The 17,296-nt window shown below is 30.0% G+C and carries 17 protein-coding genes; 7 read left to right on the top strand and 10 right to left on the bottom strand.

What is annotated here, in order from left to right:
* Positions 1-74: 74 nt before the first annotated feature.
* The 10 genes from ACZ5SO_RS10735 to ACZ5SO_RS10690 all read right to left on the bottom strand — a co-directional run bounded on the left by ACZ5SO_RS10735 (position 75) and on the right by ACZ5SO_RS10690 (position 11,067).
* Complete coding sequence (locus ACZ5SO_RS10735; protein ID WP_464624545.1) at positions 75-1,505, bottom strand: xylulokinase; 1,431 nt, start codon at positions 1,503-1,505, stop codon at positions 75-77.
* A 1-nt stretch (position 1,506) separates the two neighbouring features.
* Entirely contained in the window at positions 1,507-2,373 is an 867-nt protein-coding gene (locus ACZ5SO_RS10730) for an ABC transporter permease (RefSeq protein ID WP_464624544.1), read from the bottom strand.
* Positions 2,354-3,364: an ABC transporter permease gene (locus ACZ5SO_RS10725; protein WP_464624543.1), complete on the bottom strand. Its 1,011-nt coding sequence runs from the start codon at positions 3,362-3,364 to the stop codon at positions 2,354-2,356. The genes ACZ5SO_RS10730 and ACZ5SO_RS10725 overlap by 20 nt, the downstream gene beginning before the upstream one ends.
* Positions 3,351-4,856 carry an ABC transporter ATP-binding protein gene (locus ACZ5SO_RS10720; protein ID WP_464624542.1) on the bottom strand — a complete coding sequence of 502 codons (1,506 nt, stop codon included), beginning with the start codon at positions 4,854-4,856 and terminating at the stop codon, positions 3,351-3,353. The genes ACZ5SO_RS10725 and ACZ5SO_RS10720 overlap by 14 nt, the downstream gene beginning before the upstream one ends.
* Entirely contained in the window at positions 4,853-5,878 is a 1,026-nt protein-coding gene (locus ACZ5SO_RS10715; RefSeq protein WP_464624541.1) for a BMP family ABC transporter substrate-binding protein, read from the bottom strand. The genes ACZ5SO_RS10720 and ACZ5SO_RS10715 overlap by 4 nt, the downstream gene beginning before the upstream one ends.
* Before the next feature lie 136 nt (positions 5,879-6,014).
* Positions 6,015-6,554, bottom strand: a complete 540-nt coding sequence (locus tag ACZ5SO_RS10710) for a histidine phosphatase family protein (protein WP_464624540.1) — start codon at positions 6,552-6,554, stop codon at positions 6,015-6,017.
* Between the two features lie 73 nt (positions 6,555-6,627).
* The gene (locus ACZ5SO_RS10705; protein WP_464624538.1) at positions 6,628-7,344 is read right to left on the bottom strand and encodes an SIMPL domain-containing protein; all 717 of its coding nucleotides are present in this window, start codon (positions 7,342-7,344) and stop codon (positions 6,628-6,630) included.
* Positions 7,345-7,460: 116 nt separating this feature from the next.
* Positions 7,461-8,663 (bottom strand): sodium ion-translocating decarboxylase subunit beta, encoded by a 1,203-nt coding sequence (locus ACZ5SO_RS10700; RefSeq protein WP_464624537.1) that lies wholly within the window; start codon positions 8,661-8,663, stop codon positions 7,461-7,463.
* A gap of 15 nt (positions 8,664-8,678) precedes the next feature.
* Entirely contained in the window at positions 8,679-10,769 is a 2,091-nt protein-coding gene (locus ACZ5SO_RS10695; RefSeq protein ID WP_464624535.1) for a biotin/lipoyl-containing protein, read from the bottom strand.
* A 16-nt stretch (positions 10,770-10,785) separates the two neighbouring features.
* Positions 10,786-11,067 (bottom strand): OadG family protein, encoded by a 282-nt coding sequence (locus ACZ5SO_RS10690; RefSeq protein WP_464624534.1) that lies wholly within the window; start codon positions 11,065-11,067, stop codon positions 10,786-10,788.
* A gap of 454 nt (positions 11,068-11,521) precedes the next feature.
* Between ACZ5SO_RS10690 and ACZ5SO_RS10685 the strand changes: the two genes are divergently transcribed.
* From ACZ5SO_RS10685 to ACZ5SO_RS10655, 7 genes are all read left to right on the top strand, one after another.
* On the top strand, positions 11,522-12,499 hold the full coding sequence (locus tag ACZ5SO_RS10685; protein ID WP_464624532.1) for a sensor domain-containing diguanylate cyclase: 978 nt from the start codon (positions 11,522-11,524) through the stop codon (positions 12,497-12,499).
* Between the two features lie 344 nt (positions 12,500-12,843).
* Positions 12,844-12,984, top strand: a complete 141-nt coding sequence (locus tag ACZ5SO_RS10680) for a zinc ribbon-containing protein (RefSeq protein WP_464624530.1) — start codon at positions 12,844-12,846, stop codon at positions 12,982-12,984.
* A gap of 302 nt (positions 12,985-13,286) precedes the next feature.
* Entirely contained in the window at positions 13,287-14,210 is a 924-nt protein-coding gene (locus ACZ5SO_RS10675; RefSeq protein ID WP_464624529.1) for an Mrp/NBP35 family ATP-binding protein, read from the top strand.
* On the top strand, positions 14,210-14,833 hold the full coding sequence (locus ACZ5SO_RS10670; protein WP_464624527.1) for an NUDIX hydrolase: 624 nt from the start codon (positions 14,210-14,212) through the stop codon (positions 14,831-14,833). Before ACZ5SO_RS10675 ends, ACZ5SO_RS10670 begins: the two co-directional genes overlap by 1 nt.
* A 43-nt stretch (positions 14,834-14,876) precedes the next feature.
* Positions 14,877-15,818: an alpha/beta hydrolase gene (locus tag ACZ5SO_RS10665; RefSeq protein WP_464624526.1), complete on the top strand. Its 942-nt coding sequence runs from the start codon at positions 14,877-14,879 to the stop codon at positions 15,816-15,818.
* Positions 15,811-16,308, top strand: coding sequence for a deoxycytidylate deaminase (locus ACZ5SO_RS10660; protein WP_464624525.1), 498 nt, complete (start codon positions 15,811-15,813; stop codon positions 16,306-16,308). Before ACZ5SO_RS10665 ends, ACZ5SO_RS10660 begins: the two co-directional genes overlap by 8 nt.
* Before the next feature lie 12 nt (positions 16,309-16,320).
* Positions 16,321-16,791 carry a hypothetical protein gene (locus ACZ5SO_RS10655; protein WP_464624524.1) on the top strand — a complete coding sequence of 157 codons (471 nt, stop codon included), beginning with the start codon at positions 16,321-16,323 and terminating at the stop codon, positions 16,789-16,791.
* Positions 16,792-17,296 lie beyond the last annotated feature (505 nt).

The following is a 17,296-nucleotide window of genomic DNA, read 5'->3' as shown; positions in this document are numbered from 1 at the left end:
ATATAGACTTTTCTAAAAGACTAATATATTTTTTGGTTAAAGTATATGCCATATATATTATATTTAGTACATATTTATAATGATTTCATCATATATGTGTTTGTCGACTCATACAAGTTTTTGAAAAGTTTATATTTTTTATCATAATAGTTTTTATTTCTCTTGTTAGGTGTATATATTTTATATTCAAGTTTTAGGGATTCTATAGCTTCTTTTAGAGATGAAAATTCATTTAATGAAGTATAAGCAAGTTGGGAGAGTCCTAGAAGTTCTGCTGAGGGAGTTTTATATACTACAAATTCTTTATTTGTTATATCACTTTTAAGTTGATGATAATAATCATTATGCTTTTTTGCAGTTGTAACATGGATTTTATCTATTGGATAACCAAGATTTTCAAAAATATCCAAAATAGATTTAAACGCAAAAATAGTACCTTCTATTACAGCATTAGCTATTTCTTCTTTTCTTGAGTTTACTGTTAAATTAAATAAAGTTGCAGTAGCTTCTGGCTTCCATATAGGTGCTCTCTCTCCATTTAGGTAAGGAAGGAAGATAAGAGAATTTTTTTTTGCTTGTTTTGCTAAGGTGTATATTTGTTCAAATTCTAAATCTTCTATACCTATAACTTCTCTAAGCCATTTTAAGGCTATTCCACTATTTGATAAGACGCCAGAGATATTATATAAACCATCTAAAGGATGTTCATAACATAAGAATCTATTATCTTTTAATGGTGTTCTAGAACATAAATTAACTCCTTCGCTTGTCCCATTTATATCAACTACTATATTTTCTTTATCTACTTTGGAGCCAATTATTGAAAAATAGAAATCTGATCCTCCTGCTATGACTTTGACATTTTTTTTAAGGTTAAATTGTCTAGCAATATCACTATCAACTGTAGAAATAACTTTTCCATGTTTTATAAAAGGAGGAAATTTTTGATTATCTAAATTAAAGAAAGCTAAACTATCTTTACTCCAATAATATTTTAACAACTTATTTGCATTATTTACTGTGTAAGCTTTTTTTGTTAGAGCATAATTTATAAGTCCATCAATGCTTAGAAAATATTTAGTTTTATTATAAATTGAAGGTTCATTCTGTTTTATATTCAATATTGAAGGTAGAAAAAAACTACCATCTATATATTCTCCGTAGTATGAAGAAACTTGTTTCGAATAATTAGAACCTCTTTTATCCATCCATAGCCTAGTTTCATCTCCATCAAATTCAAATTTGTTGTTTTTGAGTGTTACAGGAGAATATATAGGGATAAAGCTTGGTCCGTTACTCGATATTATGATTGCATCAATTTGATCAGTATCAATTGAAATGAGATAATCAGATAAAAAATCTAGGTATATATTTGCATCAAGTGTACATTTTTGATCAGTTATTATTGGACTTACGCTCTTTGTGATATAGTTAAAAAATTTACCTTCTTTGTTTATTAATGCTGCTTTTAAGTTTGATGTTCCAAAATCTAATGCTAAAATCACTTTATTTTCCTTCAATAGTTATCTGTTTTTGTTTATTATAATAGCTTATTGCAATCATAACAATTAAGGTAAAGACACTTGGAATCATTAAAGTTATATCTGCAGGAATATTATTGATTCCTTGTACATAATTTGAAATAGCTTCACTAAAGGCAAATAGGAGGGTTGCCGGTATTAAATATTTTATATTTGAATTGCATAAAAATATAATAACTAGAGCAAACCATCCTTTATTTGCACTCATTTGAGATATAAAAGTTCCTTGTTTAAGAGATAAATAACTCCCTGCTAAACCACAGAAAATACTTGATAAGATTAGGGCTATTGTATCTAATTTTACTTTAGAAAGTCCGTAAGCTTCTAAAACCTTTGGATTGTAACCACATGTTTTTAGTTTTAATCCAAATGGTGTTTTTTCTATTAAAATATATACAAATAAGAATAAGATTAAAGCTAAAGGAAGAAAAATAGTAATTTTGCCAATTATAGGAGTATCAATTAAATTCAATGAATTAATATTTAAACTTAAAAGACCTTTCGAATTAAAAAAAGAAAAGGTAATGATAAGAGTTAGGGCCGTAGCTAGCATATTGCTTGCAAGTGCAGTAATAAAAGGATTTGTTCTAAGATAAGCATTTATTAAGCTAATAATTGATGCAAGAAGAATTGAGGAAATTATTCCTAGGATAGTTCCTAAAAACAGTGAGCCTGTTAGGTTTGCTCCTATAATGGCAAAAAGAGCACTAATTAATGTTAATCCTTCAAGTGCTATATTAAGAGTTCCTCCAACTGAAGTTATAATTCCTCCTAGAGCTATTAAGAAGAGTGGAGTAAATAAGTTTAATGTACTATTGATTAATGTTAACATTTTTTTTCTCTCCTAATAGTGTGCTGCTTGTTATTAATAAGAATATTACTGCTTGAAATAATAAAGCAACATCACTACTTATATCACTATTTTGCATAGCAATTATTGAACCTTGGTTTACTAAAGAAATTATAAAGGCTATTGGAATAATTGCTAATGGATTATTTAGGGCAATTAGAGATATTGTAAGTGCGCTGAATCCTAGTCCAGATGAAAAATCCTTAATTACACTTTGGTAATTTGAAAAGATATATAGAGCCCCCGCTAATGATAAAAAAGATCCACTTAAACTAAAGCTTATTAAATAATTTTTTCTAACAGAAATTCCTCCATACCTTGCAAATTCTTTATTGAATCCAATTATTTTTGTTTCATATCCAAATTTTGTTTTTTCAAAAATGAAATAAAATAATATTGCTAAAATTAGAGCATAAATTATAGACGTTGAAAGATTAGAGGGTAAAAAGATTTTTGTTAGCATGTATGGAACTTTTTTTGTTGATTGTAAGTTAGATAATGGATCTTGTAATGGTCCGGTAACTAAGTATGAAGCATAGTAAGATATTGCAATTGATATTAGATAAGATGAAATAAGTTCCGGGGTATTAAATTTTACTTTTAAGTAAGCACTAATAAAAGCTATAAAAGCTCCAACAAAAAGTGCAATTATTAAGGCAAAAAATATGCTTAATTTACCTAATGGGGCTAGATTTATCGCAACAATAGTAGCAACTAAAGCCCCTATGTACATTTGCCCATCACCACCTAGGTTTATTAAGTTACATCTAAAGGCTATGGATATTCCAATTGCACTAATAATTAAAGGGGCTGTATGTGATAAGATATTTCCAAAAAAATAAGGTGAACTTAAAGGTCCAATAAATATTTGATAAAGAGTATTTATTGGTGTTTTACTCATTAAAAATACAATAACTATTAACAGTGCAATACTAATTAAAAAGATATCTATTAGTCCTTTAATTTTTCTCATATGTTTTTTTCCCTAACATGTATTTTCCAATTTCTTTTTTTGATACCGGAATATTATTATTAAATGTTTTACAAATTCTTCCTTCAAAAATAACATTAATTGAATCACTTAGCTTTATTATCTCATCTAAATCAGACGATAAAAGAATTATAGCTTTATTTTGTTGTTTTAATTCAAGTATTTTTGAGTGAATAAAATTTGTTGAATTTAAATCAAGTCCCCAAGTTGGATTAGAAAATACTATGTAATCTTTCATATTATCAATTTCTCTAGCCACTATTGCTTTTTGTATATTTCCACCACTTAATGTGCCCATTTTTTGATGAGGTAAACCTTTAATGCTGTATTTAGATATAAAACTTTTTGCTATTTTTGTTTTATCTTTTAGTTGATTTCTTCTATTGATAATTAGATTTTCACTTAATGTTGCTAAGGCTGCTGACCCATAATGATTGCGATCTGAGGGAACAAAGGCTAATCCGATTTTCCTAAGCTCTGAAGCTCTCAATTTTGTAATATCTTTGTTATTATAATAAATAGAGCCTGAAGATACTTGCATCATTCCACCTAAGACGGCTTCTAATACTCCTTTACCATTCCCACTAACAGCACAAAAGCCTAGGATTTCGCCTTTGTGAACTTTAAAACTTATATCATCTAATAATGGTTTGTTTTGAGAATGTTTTTTTAATCTTATATTTTTAAATTCAATAACAACATTATCGCTTAGCTTTTTATGTAATATATTATGATTTTTTAGAAAATCTTTTCCAATCATTAATTTAGTTAGAGTTTCTTCTGTAATTTCATTAGTTCTATAATCACCAACAAGATTTCCTTTCCTTAAAATCAATATCTTATCGCTTAAATTGATAATTTCATGTATTTTGTGAGTAATTAATATTATGCATTTATTTTTATCTTTTAGTTTTTTTATGGTTTTAAATAATTTCTTTGCTTCTGTTTCACTGAGTACTGCAGTAGGTTCATCAAAAATAAGAATTTCGGCTTGTCTATATAGCATTTTTAATATTTCTACAATTTGTTTTTCACCAGTAGTTAAATTTTTTACTAATTCAGTAGCCTCAAGTTTAAAGTCATATTTATCAATTAAGTTTTGTACTTCTGTATTTATCTTATCTAAGTCTGTAAAAAAAAAGAATTTTTTTTTCTCAATACCCAAAGCAATATTTTGAGCAATTGTTAATTCTTCTACTAATTTGAAATGTTGAAAGACCATCCCAATTTTATGTTTTATTGCATCTTGGGATGAGTGTATTGCCAATTCTTTATTATCTAGTTTAATAGTCCCTGTATCTGGTTTTACAATTCCATATAATATTTTTACCAATGTAGATTTACCAGCTCCATTTTCACCTGCTATTGCAGTTATTTCACCCATTTTAAATGAAGCTGTTACTTTGTTTAGAGCTAATACTCCAACATTTTTATATAGTTTTGTTATATTATTGATTTCAATATTGCTTATCATCTTTCAAGTAGAATCTCACCATTTTCAACTTTTTGCAACCAAGCGAGGAATTCAACTCTAATTTCTTCAGGAAGATGTTCTGCAAAAAGAGGATCGTCACTATAAAAGCCAATATACCCACTTTCAATTGATTCAATTTCAGCACTTCCCCAATTAATATTGTCGTTGTATGCATCTTCTAAAATCTTAACAGCAAGTTCTTTTTGATTCATGGCACCACAACCTAATACTACTCCAGGAGCTTGCTCATAGATGTTGTCATTTGGAAATACTATATAAGCATTATTTTCTTTAGCACTATTAATAACTCCAACTGATGCACTGCCGCTGATTGTTGATATAACGTCACAACCATTATCAATCATTGAGTTTGTTAATTCATTTGCTTTATCAGCATCATACCAGTTACCAATAATACGTTTATCAATTGTAAAGTTTTCGTCAATTGACTTAGCTCCATCTAAGTATCCAGGTATAATTTGTTCTGTTATTAGAGGATATTCTTGAGAGAGGACATACCCTAGCTTATTTGTATTTCTTATATTTGGTAAATCGCTTCTAGCAATCATAGCAGCAAGACGACCTAAGATATAAGATTGTTGGTATTGATTAAATTCATAAGTTGCAATATTAGGATTACCTTCAAAATATGCGTCAGTAATTAAGAATTTCTGATTTGGGAATTTTTTTGAAATATTATCACATATTTCAGTTAGTGAAGGGTTTGTTGTTAATACTATATCGTATTGGTTTGTAGCAACTAAACTAGTTAATTGAGACTCCCATTCAGCTTGGTTGTATCCAGCTTCATAAGTTTTAACTTTGACTGATGGATATTTTTGAGCAAACTCTAGAGCTCCATCATTTAATTTTTGATAGGGGGGGCTACCTGCAAGATTACCACTTATATAAACTAAAATAGAAAACTCATCGTTTTCTTTAGTTTCTTCTTTGTTACCGCCAGCAAAAACAAATGTTATATTAATTAGTGAAATTAATAGAATTAATAAAAACTTTTTCATTAACATCCTCCTCTAGAAAACATAAGAATTGTTAAAAGAACTTACAAGTAGTTAAGTAAAAAATGATAATGAAAAGTAGTTTTTTTTCTTACCTAAAAAATTTAACGTTAGCTTTACAAATTAAAGTAATTGAATTTTAAATTTCATATTCTAATAATTGACAATTTTTAACTTTAAATTCATAAAAATCTTCAAGGCTAATTGAATTAAAATATGAGTTAATTAGCTTAGAAGTTGTTGCATGGCTTACTATTAAAATAGTTGAATCATTTTCATAAGTTGCTAATAGTTCATCTAGGAAACTATATACTCTAGAAGCTGCCATAATCATAGATTCACCATTTGGGAACTTTAAAAATGGGTCTCTTCTTATTCGTCTAAACTCTGGGTCATAGAAATCACATCCTTCATCATCACCAAAATTAAACTCTCTTAATCTTTCATCAATTATAGCTTTTTGATTTAATAATTTTTCGATAGGAGCTACTGTTTGTCGGGCTCTTTTTAAACTAGATACAAAGATATAATCAAAAGTTAACTTTTTATCTTCAATAGTTTGCTTTAAAGTTTCTGCTTGGGATCTACCTGTTTTATTTAAGTTGATATCAGTTATTCCGCATACTTTTCTTTCGTTATTATAATCTGTTTGTCCATGGCGTGTTATATAAATCTTCATAAATTAAATTATAATTAAAACTATGATTATAGTCGATATGTGGGAAAGGGCCATTTGGCCCTTTCTTAAAAATTTATTTAAGAGCAAATAGTATATTAACTGATGTAGAAATTAATAATTCTCCAGTAGGCAATTGAGTATCATAACTTGCCGATTCTGCTACCATCATTTTAGCAGTATTCACTCTATTATAAGTAGAAAATGATGGAGTAGATCCTTCTGAAATACTTATAGGTTCTCCTAATTCCATATTAGCTGCATTTGCAAGAGTATTAGCTTTAGCTATTGCGTTTTTAACAGCTTTAATTCTAGCTTCTTCGTATGAAGCTGTTTTATCTTCTTTATCATATCGAATTGAATATAAATTAATGTTTGTAATTTTACCTATTTCATCAATTATTTTACCTAAATTATCAACATTTCTAATTTTTACATTGATGCTTTGACTTGCAGATTGACCGATTAAGATTCTTTTCCCATCTTCCCAATTATATTGAGGATTTAAGTTTAATGAATTTGTTGCTATATCTTTATCTGCAACATTGTACTTGTATAAAATTTTGAGAATTTCAGTCATTTTTTTGTTAGCAGAATTTAAAGCTTCGCTAGTAGTTTTTTCAGTCTCATTTACTTCAACTGTGAAAGTAGCTATATCGGGGGTTAGTGTGACTTCACCACTTGCACTAACAGAAATAACCTTTTGATTATTTATATCTCTTGAGCTTAAACAAGAGGTTAGTATAATTGAAATGAAAATTATACTAGTGAATAAGGCAATTTTTTTCTTCATTTTTAAAGACTCCTATATTGATTTCTTAATAAGGATAACACATAAAATATTATTATGTGACAAAAAAATAAAAACCCTGCTAAAAATAGCAGGGTAAATATAATTTAATCTTAATATTAAAGTGGTAGAACTTCCATAGTAGGAACTACTGCTAATAAAACACCAGCAGCTACTGCAGAACCAATAACACCAGCAACATTAGGACCCATAGCATGCATAAGTAGGAAGTTATGTGGATCTTCTTCTTGACCAACTTTACTTGATACACGTGCTGCCATTGGAACAGCTGATACACCTGCTGAACCGATTAATGGATTTACAGGATTATTCTTGCTAAACTTGTTCATAATCTTAGCGATTAATACACCACTAGTTGTACCTATAGAGAAAGCAATCATACCTAATAATAAAATACCTAAGGTATTTAGATTTAAGAAGTGTGAAGCTTCCATTTTAGAACCAACGGATAAGCCTAAGAAAATTGTAACAATATTCATTAAAGCATTTTGCATTGTATCACTTAATCTGTTTACTACTCCACATTCTTTAGCAAGGTTACCAAACATTAGAGCACCTAATAATGGAGTTGCTGAAGGAAGAAGTAAAGCACAAACTAATAATACAGCGATTGGGAATAAAATCTTTTCTAACTTTGATACAGGACGTAATTGTTTCATTTTGATTTTACGTTCTTCTGGAGTTGTTAAAGCTTTCATGATAGGTGGTTGAATAATTGGAACTAAAGCCATATAAGAATATGCTGCAACTGCGATTGAACCTAATAGTTCAGGTTTTAATCTACTTGTAACATAAATAGCTGTAGGGCCATCTGCACCACCGATAATACCAATAGAAGCTGCTGCATGTAAGTCAAAAGAAATACCTGGGATAAAAGAAAGAGCTAATGCACCAAGTAAAGCTATGAAAATACCAAATTGAGCCGCAGCACCTAAAATTAAAGTTTTAGGATTAGCAATTAAAGGTCCAAAGTCAGTCATTGCTCCAACGCCCATGAATATGATAATTGGGAACAATCCTGTTGATATACCACTGTCGAATAATAATTTAATAAATCCAGCTGCTCCATTGTTTGGATCAACGCCAGCAATGTATGCAAGAGGAATATTACTTAATATACAACCAAAGCCGATTGTGACTAATAGTAGAGGTTCAAAGCCTTTAGCAATTGCAAGATATAATAGAACTAAACCTATTATTATCATTATGAAATTGCCTGCGCCAAATTCGCTACCAGCTAGTCCAAGAAAACCGACGATACCGGTTGTTTGCCATAATTGGGAAAATGCTTGTCCAATCATATCTATTTTATCTCCTTAGCCGATAACCATTAATTCATCATCTGCGTTAAGTTGGTCACCTTGACTTACACAAATTTTATTTACTACACCATCACAAGGAGAGAAGATTTCGTTTTCCATCTTCATAGCTTCCATAACCATTACACATTGGTTTTTCTTTACAGCTTCACCTTGTTTTACGTTGATGCGTAATACTAGACCAGGCATTGGAGCGACAATAGATTGTCCACCTGCACTAGCTGTTGGAGCTGCAGCTTGAGGAGCTTGAGCTGGAGCTGTAGAAGCAGCTGGAGCTGTTCCACCAATAACAACTAGAATATCATCAGCTTGGCATTGGTCTCCGTTATCAACTTTGATTGCAGTAATTGTACCATCACATGGAGCAAAAACTTCATTTTCCATTTTCATAGCTTCCATTACTAAGATACATTGGTTTTTCTTAACAGTGTCCCCAACTTTTACGTTAGTTTTTAAAATTAAACCAGGCATTGGAGCAACGACGTTTACACTTTCACTTGATACAGCTGCGCTAGCTTGAGGAGCTGCTTTAGCAATTGCTGCTTCGTCAATTCCATCAGCAACTGATAGTGGGTAAGAAACGCCATTAACTTTAGCTTCATTTTTACCAATTTTAACGCCATAAGCTTTACCATTAACAGTAACAGTGAATTCGCCTTTTTTCTTAGCTGCTTCAGCTGCTCTATCAATTTTTCTAACACCATTAGCTTTAGCTTTGCCTGTTAGATATAAGATACCTTTTTCTTTACATGCAGATGCAATGAAAATGTTTTCTTCAGTTGTTTCAAGATTTTCAGCTTTAAGCATTTTAATAGCAACATCACGACCTTTTTTAGGATCAGCATCGTTGATATCAACAACTTTTTTAGTAGTAGGTTCTAGACCTAATTGTTCAGAAGCAATTTTTACAATTTCTGGATCTGGGTCTACAGGAGTTTTACCAAAGTAACCTAAAACCATTTTACCATAACCTTCTGCAATCTTTTTCCATGGGCCAAACATAACGTTATTGAAAGCTTGTTGGAAATAGAATTGAGATACAGGTGTTACAGATGTTCCGAAACCACCTTTTGCAACTGTTTCTCCCATTGCTTGAACAATTGCTGGATATTTATCCATTAAGTTGTTATCACGAAGCATTTGAGTATTTGCAGTTAAAGCTCCACCAGGTAATGGTGAGAAAGGAATGTTTGGATTAACTTTAGAAGCTTCTGGTGGTGTGAAATAATCTTTCATACATTCTTCGAATACACTTTCAGCTTTTTGAATTTTAGTGATATCGATACCTAAATCATAATCAGTACCACGAAGAGCGTGCCACATTGTAATGATATCAGGTTGACAAGTACCACCTGAAACAGGAGACATTGAAAGGTCAACTTGGTTAGCACCAGCTTCAATAGCACTCATATATTGTTGAATTGAAACGCCAGCTGTTTCATGGCTATGCATGACAATTTTTACATCTTTGCCTAAAAGTTTTCTTGCTCTTTTGATAGTTTCAAAAATAACATGTGGAGTAGTTGTACCGGATGCATCTTTGAAACAAACTGAGTCAAAAGGAATACCAGCATCTAGAATTTGTTTTAAAACTCTTTCATAGAAATCTGGATCGTGAGCACCTGTTGTATTAGGTGGAAGACTCATCATTGTTACTGTTACTTCGTGTTTTAGACCTGCATCATGAATAGCTTTACCACTGTCGATTAAGTTATTAACATCATTTAATGCATCGAAGTTACGAATGCTAGAAATACCATGTTTTTTGAACATTTGAGCGTGTAATTTAATGATATCTCTAGGTTGTGAGTCTAACCCAACAACATTAACACCACGAGATAATGTTTGTAGGTCTGCATCTGGACCTGCTACACGTCTAAATTCATCCATCATTTCAAATGCATCTTCATTACTATAGAAATAAAGAGATTGGAAACGAGCTCCGCCACCTGCTTCAAAATGATTAATTCCTGCCTCTTTTGCTGCTGCTACAGCTGGCATGAAATCTTTTGTGAATACACGGGCACCGTATACTGATTGGAAACCGTCTCTAAAGGCGGTACACATAAAATCAACTTTTTTTTTCATCAACTTTTCCTTTATTTTATTCTCGGGACTTTGCAACAGCGGCTGCTATAGCGGCTGCTATTTCTGCGTCAGCACTTACTTTTGGGGCTGCATTCAAACTGGAAGGAGTTGCTACTACTGGAGCAACTTGGGGTCTTCTAGCTTCAATTTTTTTAACAATTGAACTTAATCCTTTTGTTACAAAAATCAATACAACAAGGAATAGAAGAACTGTTCCCATTCCTAAAAGCATGAGTGTGACACCATTCTGTAGCTGACTGACGAGTTGGTCATTTGTTACTTGTGTCAATAAAATCATACGAACTCCTGAATTTTGTATGTTTTGAATGTATTTTATTAAGAAATACTTCTTATGTATAATAATGATAAGTGAGTATAGTTTCAAGGTATAATATCACCAAAATTTGTACTAATAATTACTAGTATTTATTTTGCTAATAAGAATATAAATATTGCAACAAAACGCAACAATGTGGAATTTAGCTATGTCTAAATTTCATACAAAAACGTACATTTGCATTCATAATATATCATTGTTTTTTGGTGAAAGATTAAGAATAATTCAAAACGATAATTATTTATCTATATTGTAATAGTATATATTATAATTAACTTTTATTAAAAGTTTTTTATATTGTAATAGTTTATGGTGAAATATTCGAACTAATAGAATAGAATAATAAAAAAAGATATTTTGAAAGAAAAAAAATTAACTTATGATGTAGATTATAAATAAGGCGACGTACATATTTATGGATAATGAGAATTACAAAGAAAAAATCGAAAAATTAGAAAGAAGAATAAGTGAACTTGAAATTTTAGTTGAACAGTTTAGAAGTGAAAAAAATCAATCAGAATTGTTAAGTTTTCCATGGATTGGTAATTTGGGTCAGTGGTATTGGTTATTAGATAGCAATGAAGTTTATTTTAACAATAAAAAAGTTTCTAATTTAGGCTATAAGGCTGAAGAGATTCCCTCTAAAGTTAAATATGAATTTTTTACTGAATTGTTGCATAAAGATGATTTAGAAAGAGTTATGGGTAATATGAGAGAACATTTGCAAGGCAAAAGAGATTCTTATGAAGTTGAATATAGAATAAAAGCTAAAGATAATACTTATAAATGGTATTACGATAGAGGGAAGATAACTAAAAGAGACATAACTGGTAAGCCCTTAGTCGTTTCTGGAATTGTCTTTGATATTAGTAAAAATAAAAAGATTGAAAAAGATTTAATTGAAGCTAATTCTTTAATGCAAGAATTATTAATTCATGATGATTTAACTCATGTATATAATAGAAGATATCTACTAAATCAATTAGAACTTTTAATAGATAATAACGAAGAAGGATTTTCCTTAATTTTATTCGATATTGATCACTTTAAAGCTGTCAATGATAAATTGGGGCATGATGTTGGAGATAAAGTTTTAGTAGAAGTGTGTAAAGTTGCAAATTCTATTGTTTCTGATAAGGGCGCTTTATGTAGATTTGGCGGTGAAGAATTTATTATTTTGTTATATGAGAAAAATTTAAGAGATTCGATTTTAATTGCTGAAGAAATAAGAACTAAAATAGAAAAGTGTCCTTTTAATAATTGTGAAAAAGTTACTGCTAGTTTTGGTGTTTCTACTTATAAAAAAGGACAGAGAATAGATGAATTTATAAAAGATGTGGATTCTCTTATGTATTTAGCAAAAGAGCATGGTAGAAATTGTGTAAAATTTTAATTTGACTTAACTTCACTTATGATTTTATATATGTTTGTTTTCTATAAAATTTAATTTTTTTATATTTCAATAGAAAAAAATAACAAAACTTTTGAAGTTTTATACAAAATCGGAGCTTTTTCAATTTGTCCATATAGAAAATTATTTATATTGAACACAAAAAATCATATATTATGTTTTTATTATTAATAGTTTAATTCTTTTTAATATAATGAAATAATGCTTGAATTTATTATTTAATATATTAATAAATATAACTTATTTATGATAAATAAAAAATGAGAAAAATTGATAATTTAAAATGTTAGTTTTATAATAATAAAAAACTAATAAAGGAGGTTAATATGATTTACAAAACTGGTCAAAAACCTGGTAAAGGCACTTATTTTTGCACTAAAGATCATCAAAAAGTTGTACTAGATGATTATGATGATACTTTACCACCTTGTCCTAAATGTGGAAATACAACTTTCACTAAGGCTTAATTCAAGACTTCGTCATTGTTTTTTAGCAATGGCGAAATTTATATAATTTAAAGGAATAAATTCGTAATAAAGTATTATTCAAATAAAAGTCAGTAGAAGTTTCTAATATATAAAAACGACAAATTGAATAACACTAACCTATATAGAAATAAAATTTGAATATTTTAATAAACGTTATGTTTAATATTTTTTAAAAAGACATTTGTCAAAAATAAATGCATCTTTCTACTCTGTTTTTATTGCCTTAAACTAATATTTTTACTATGCTTTAATTAAGAGTTTTCAAAATATAGGAGTATCAAATGTCTCATGAAGGAACCCCTGATGAACAGGCTATAAGAGAAGCTAAAATCAGGCAAAGATTAGATAGAATCGGTAAAAAAATAATAGTTATGAGTGGTAAGGGTGGTGTTGGAAAATCCACAGTTACCGTTAACCTCGCTAATGCATTAGTTGATGCAGGAAAAACTGTAGGACTTTTAGATGCAGATTTACATGGTCCAAATGTTGCAAAAATGCTTGGTTGTGAATCAGGAGCATTACAAAGTGAAGATGGTCAAAACTTCTTACCTGTAAAAGTTAGGGATGGCCTTTATGTAGTAAGTTTATCATTTGCTCTAAATAATAGCTCAGACCCTGTTATTTGGCGTGGTCCAATGAAAATCGCAGTTATTAAACAATTTTTAGGTGATGTAGAGTGGGGTAATTTAGATTATTTACTAATTGATACACCACCTGGAACAGGTGATGAACAATTAACAGTTATTCAAGCAATTCCTGAAATGACTGGTTCTATTATTGTAACTACACCACAAGATGTAGCTATTCTAGATGCTAGAAAAAGTGTAAATTTCTCTAGAAAATTGGGAGTAGCTGTTTTAGGTATAATTGAGAATATGAGTGGCCTTATTTGTCCAGACTGTGGCAAGGAAATTCCAATATTCGGAAAAGGTGGTGGAGAGAAGATGTCTAAAGAAATGGGTACTCCATTCTTAGGAAGTATTCCTCTAGAGATGCATCTTAGAGAATATGAGGACATCGGTGAAAGCACTTTAGCTAAGAGCCCTGATAGTAAAAGTACTAAAGCTTTAATTGACATTGCAAACTTTTTAGAGAGTAGGCTTGATGTATCTTCTGTAAAAAAAGACTTAAAAAATACTTCAAGTTGTTCTCCTTCAGCGTGTGCTAATTGTTCAAGTAATTGCAGTTCAAGAAAAGAGGGTTAATGAAAAAAGATCAATTTAAAATTGGAGATATAAAAGATTTAAATCATTTGATATGGGATGAAAAAGATAGAAAAACTATTTTGAATACTCCCATATTTGATTTAGTTGAAATAAATAGGGAATCAAAGCAAGGGGTTAATTCTAACTTTTTTACTCTTGCTAGTCCTGATTGGGTCACAATTATTCCTTGGTATTTAAATGAGGATAATGTGCCCTGTTTTGTTATGGTTCAACAATTTAGACATGGTAGTGCTAAAGTTGTTCGAGAGTTCCCAGCTGGTATGGTTGATAAAGGTGAAGATGCAATAAATAGTGCTTATCGTGAATTGAAGGAAGAGACAGCTCTGGGATCTAAAGAAATGATTTTTTTAGCGAAAGTTAATCCAAATCCAGCAATAATGTCAAATGAAGCTAATTTCTTTTTAGCTAAGGATGTATATAAAATCTCTAAAAGTCAGCACCTTGATACAACTGAACAGCTTGATGTTATTTCTGTTCCTGTTTTAGAAGTAATTGAAAAAATGGGTGTTGATCCTTTATATGATAATGGTGTTATGTTAATGGCTCTCTCTCTTTTCTTAAAATATGCAAGACTTGATTCATCTTTAATACAGACAAAATAAATTATCCTTGTTTTCTTTTATGTTTATGGAGTATTATATCCATATGTCTGTACATTTAATTTTAATTATAATTTGTTTGTTGGTCTTAATTTTATTATGGAGTTCTTCTTTCCTCTTTTATAAGGATAAAAATACTTATGATATTGAAACAAATGAAGAAAATGTTTTTTCTCCCAAATGTAGAAGTATCATTTTAAAGCATGAGCGGAAAACAGATACTGCAGTTTTAATGATTCATGGGTTCCCATCGACTCCGAGTGTTTATGATTACAGTGCTAATTGTTTTTTTGAAGAAGGTTTTGATTCTTATGCTTTCCTTTTACCAGGTTTTGGAACTTCTTGTGAAGATTTCAAAAAGACTTATTTTACTCAGTGGTTTAACTTTATTTGTAGAAAATATGAGATGTTAAAAACTCAATATGATAATGTAGCTATTGTTGGAATTAGTATGGGTGGTGCTTTAACTCTAAAATTAGGGGAAAAATATAGTGAAACTGATTTAGCTCCATTAGCTATAATTCCAATAAGTGCCCCAGTTATTTTTAATAGCTTGATTAAAGATAGAAAAATTACTAAATTTAGTTTCTATTTTGCTAGAATTATTTGTATTTTTAAAAAATACTTTAATGTTGGTATAGTAAATAGAGATGAAGATGGGGAAGATGGAACTAATAGGTGGCTTGGCTATTCTGGGGTGTTTTTACCGCAAGCAATTAGTTTGGTGAATGCAGAAAAAAGGATTAGAAAAGATTTAAATAAAATTACATGCCCTATGTTTGCTATCCATAATGTAAGTGATTTAACTGTCCCTTTTTTTAATTTACCTATAATAGCTAGTGAGAATAACTCAAAATATTTTAGGGCTAAAATTATTAAGATGGATGGCTTTAAACATACTAAGCATGTTTTATTATTATATTTTTCTGTACAAGAAGAATTAACAAATGATATTATTGAATTTATAAAAGGAAGATTAAATGAGTAAAAGAGATGATTATATAAGCTGGGATGAATATTTTATGGGTTTAGCTGTTTTAAGTGCTATGCGAAGTAAAGATCCAAATACACAAGTTGGAGCTTGTATAGTTAATACAAATAATAAAATTGTTGGTATTGGGTATAATGGTTTTCCAATTGGTTGTAGTGATGATAATCTTCCTTGGGAGAGACAAGGGGAATGGTTAGATACAAAATACCCTTATGTTTGTCATGCCGAGTTAAATGCTATTTTAAATAGTGTTAGTAGAGATTTAAATAATTGTACAATATATGTTGGTCTTTTCCCTTGTAATGAGTGTGCTAAGGCTATAATTCAAAGTGGAATAAAAAATGTTGTTTATCTTAGCGATAAGTATGCAACTAGCGATAATACAATAGCATCAAAGAAAATGTTTGATGCTTCAGGTGTAAAATATAGAAAACTAAAACCTGAACATCTCAGACTTTCCATCAACATGGATGAAAAGGAAATTTAATAGGAATTAGATATGAAAAAAATACCTTACTCATTTTTATTGATTGGGTTATTTTTTATTTTAGTATCATGTTCAAGTATAGATTCTTCAACCACTAATATGGTTAAAGATGAAAACCTATCTCTAATAATTAATACTGAGGATTTTGAGCAAAAAGAGTTTGAAATTACGATTCAAAATAAAAGTAACAAAGATATATTAATATTAATCACTGAAGCAAAAGTTCTAACTAAAGATGGTGAAAATGTTAATATAATGAAAGTTGATGATGCTCTATCAAAAGCTCATTCAATTAAAGTTACTAATATTAAGTTAAAAAGTAAGGCTGTATATAAACAAAGGTATGTTGCCGTTGGCTATGTAAGAAAGCAGATTTTAAATGATGAATTTGTTTTGATACCTTGGATTGATTCAAACAATTTTAAGTTATCTATTCCATATATTGTAGATAATAGAAAACATATAATAGAAATTAATTATTAGTTTAAACAAACCTCTTGCCTTTTATTGCAAGAGGTTTGTTATTGTTTGCCCAGCATGGGCAACATCTAGGTGGTGAAAGTCCAGTGCGCCAGTTCGGCGCTATATATATAAGTTGGTGAAATACCAACTCCAGTAAGATTTAGCAAATCACTGGAACTTAGCCTTGGAGTCGAAATAGAAATATTAGATTTAAGCGTAGGTAAAGGAGTGTGAGAGCCGTAAGGTAACTGAAGCTGTTTTAGTCCCGTTACACAGACAAAGGGAAGTCGATGCTTTTGGACTGGCAGCAGACAACAAGAAGAAACCGTTAATGCGAGGTTTTGGAGATTCCCTCGGGATTGTAAGGCATGGCGAGCACATAAGGTATATATAGTGTACCTGGGAGGTCTTAACCTTTTGTAAATATTTGCTAAGAGAGTATTGAGGTGTGAAAACTAAAATATTCTTTATGGAAGGAAAGAAGTCGGATTTACTCATAGTAGTGATGAAACTTATGAAAGTAAGC

The organism is Pleomorphochaeta naphthae (genome assembly GCF_055396005.1).
The sequence above is the reverse complement of the archived record's forward strand: the minus strand, read 5'-3'. Positions and strand labels throughout refer to the sequence as shown.

What these genes read in the sequence shown, in the direction of transcription:
- ACZ5SO_RS10730 (WP_464624544.1), bottom strand. Translation starts at nt 2,373, where the DNA reads ATGTTAACATTAATCAATAGTACATTAAACTTATTTACTCCACTCTTC.
- ACZ5SO_RS10725 (WP_464624543.1), bottom strand. Translation starts at nt 3,364, where the DNA reads ATGAGAAAAATTAAAGGACTAATAGATATCTTTTTAATTAGTATTGCA.
- ACZ5SO_RS10720 (WP_464624542.1), bottom strand. Translation starts at nt 4,856, where the DNA reads ATGATAAGCAATATTGAAATCAATAATATAACAAAACTATATAAAAAT.
- ACZ5SO_RS10715 (WP_464624541.1), bottom strand. Translation starts at nt 5,878, where the DNA reads ATGAAAAAGTTTTTATTAATTCTATTAATTTCACTAATTAATATAACA.
- ACZ5SO_RS10710 (WP_464624540.1), bottom strand. Translation starts at nt 6,554, where the DNA reads ATGAAGATTTATATAACACGCCATGGACAAACAGATTATAATAACGAA.
- ACZ5SO_RS10705 (WP_464624538.1), bottom strand. Translation starts at nt 7,344, where the DNA reads ATGAAGAAAAAAATTGCCTTATTCACTAGTATAATTTTCATTTCAATT.
- ACZ5SO_RS10700 (WP_464624537.1), bottom strand. Translation starts at nt 8,663, where the DNA reads ATGATTGGACAAGCATTTTCCCAATTATGGCAAACAACCGGTATCGTC.
- ACZ5SO_RS10695 (WP_464624535.1), bottom strand. Translation starts at nt 10,769, where the DNA reads ATGAAAAAAAAAGTTGATTTTATGTGTACCGCCTTTAGAGACGGTTTC.
- ACZ5SO_RS10690 (WP_464624534.1), bottom strand. Translation starts at nt 11,067, where the DNA reads ATGATTTTATTGACACAAGTAACAAATGACCAACTCGTCAGTCAGCTA.
- ACZ5SO_RS10685 (WP_464624532.1), top strand. Translation starts at nt 11,522, where the DNA reads ATGGATAATGAGAATTACAAAGAAAAAATCGAAAAATTAGAAAGAAGA.
- ACZ5SO_RS10680 (WP_464624530.1), top strand. Translation starts at nt 12,844, where the DNA reads ATGATTTACAAAACTGGTCAAAAACCTGGTAAAGGCACTTATTTTTGC.
- ACZ5SO_RS10675 (WP_464624529.1), top strand. Translation starts at nt 13,287, where the DNA reads ATGTCTCATGAAGGAACCCCTGATGAACAGGCTATAAGAGAAGCTAAA.
- ACZ5SO_RS10670 (WP_464624527.1), top strand. Translation starts at nt 14,210, where the DNA reads ATGAAAAAAGATCAATTTAAAATTGGAGATATAAAAGATTTAAATCAT.
- ACZ5SO_RS10665 (WP_464624526.1), top strand. Translation starts at nt 14,877, where the DNA reads ATGTCTGTACATTTAATTTTAATTATAATTTGTTTGTTGGTCTTAATT.
- ACZ5SO_RS10660 (WP_464624525.1), top strand. Translation starts at nt 15,811, where the DNA reads ATGAGTAAAAGAGATGATTATATAAGCTGGGATGAATATTTTATGGGT.
- ACZ5SO_RS10655 (WP_464624524.1), top strand. Translation starts at nt 16,321, where the DNA reads ATGAAAAAAATACCTTACTCATTTTTATTGATTGGGTTATTTTTTATT.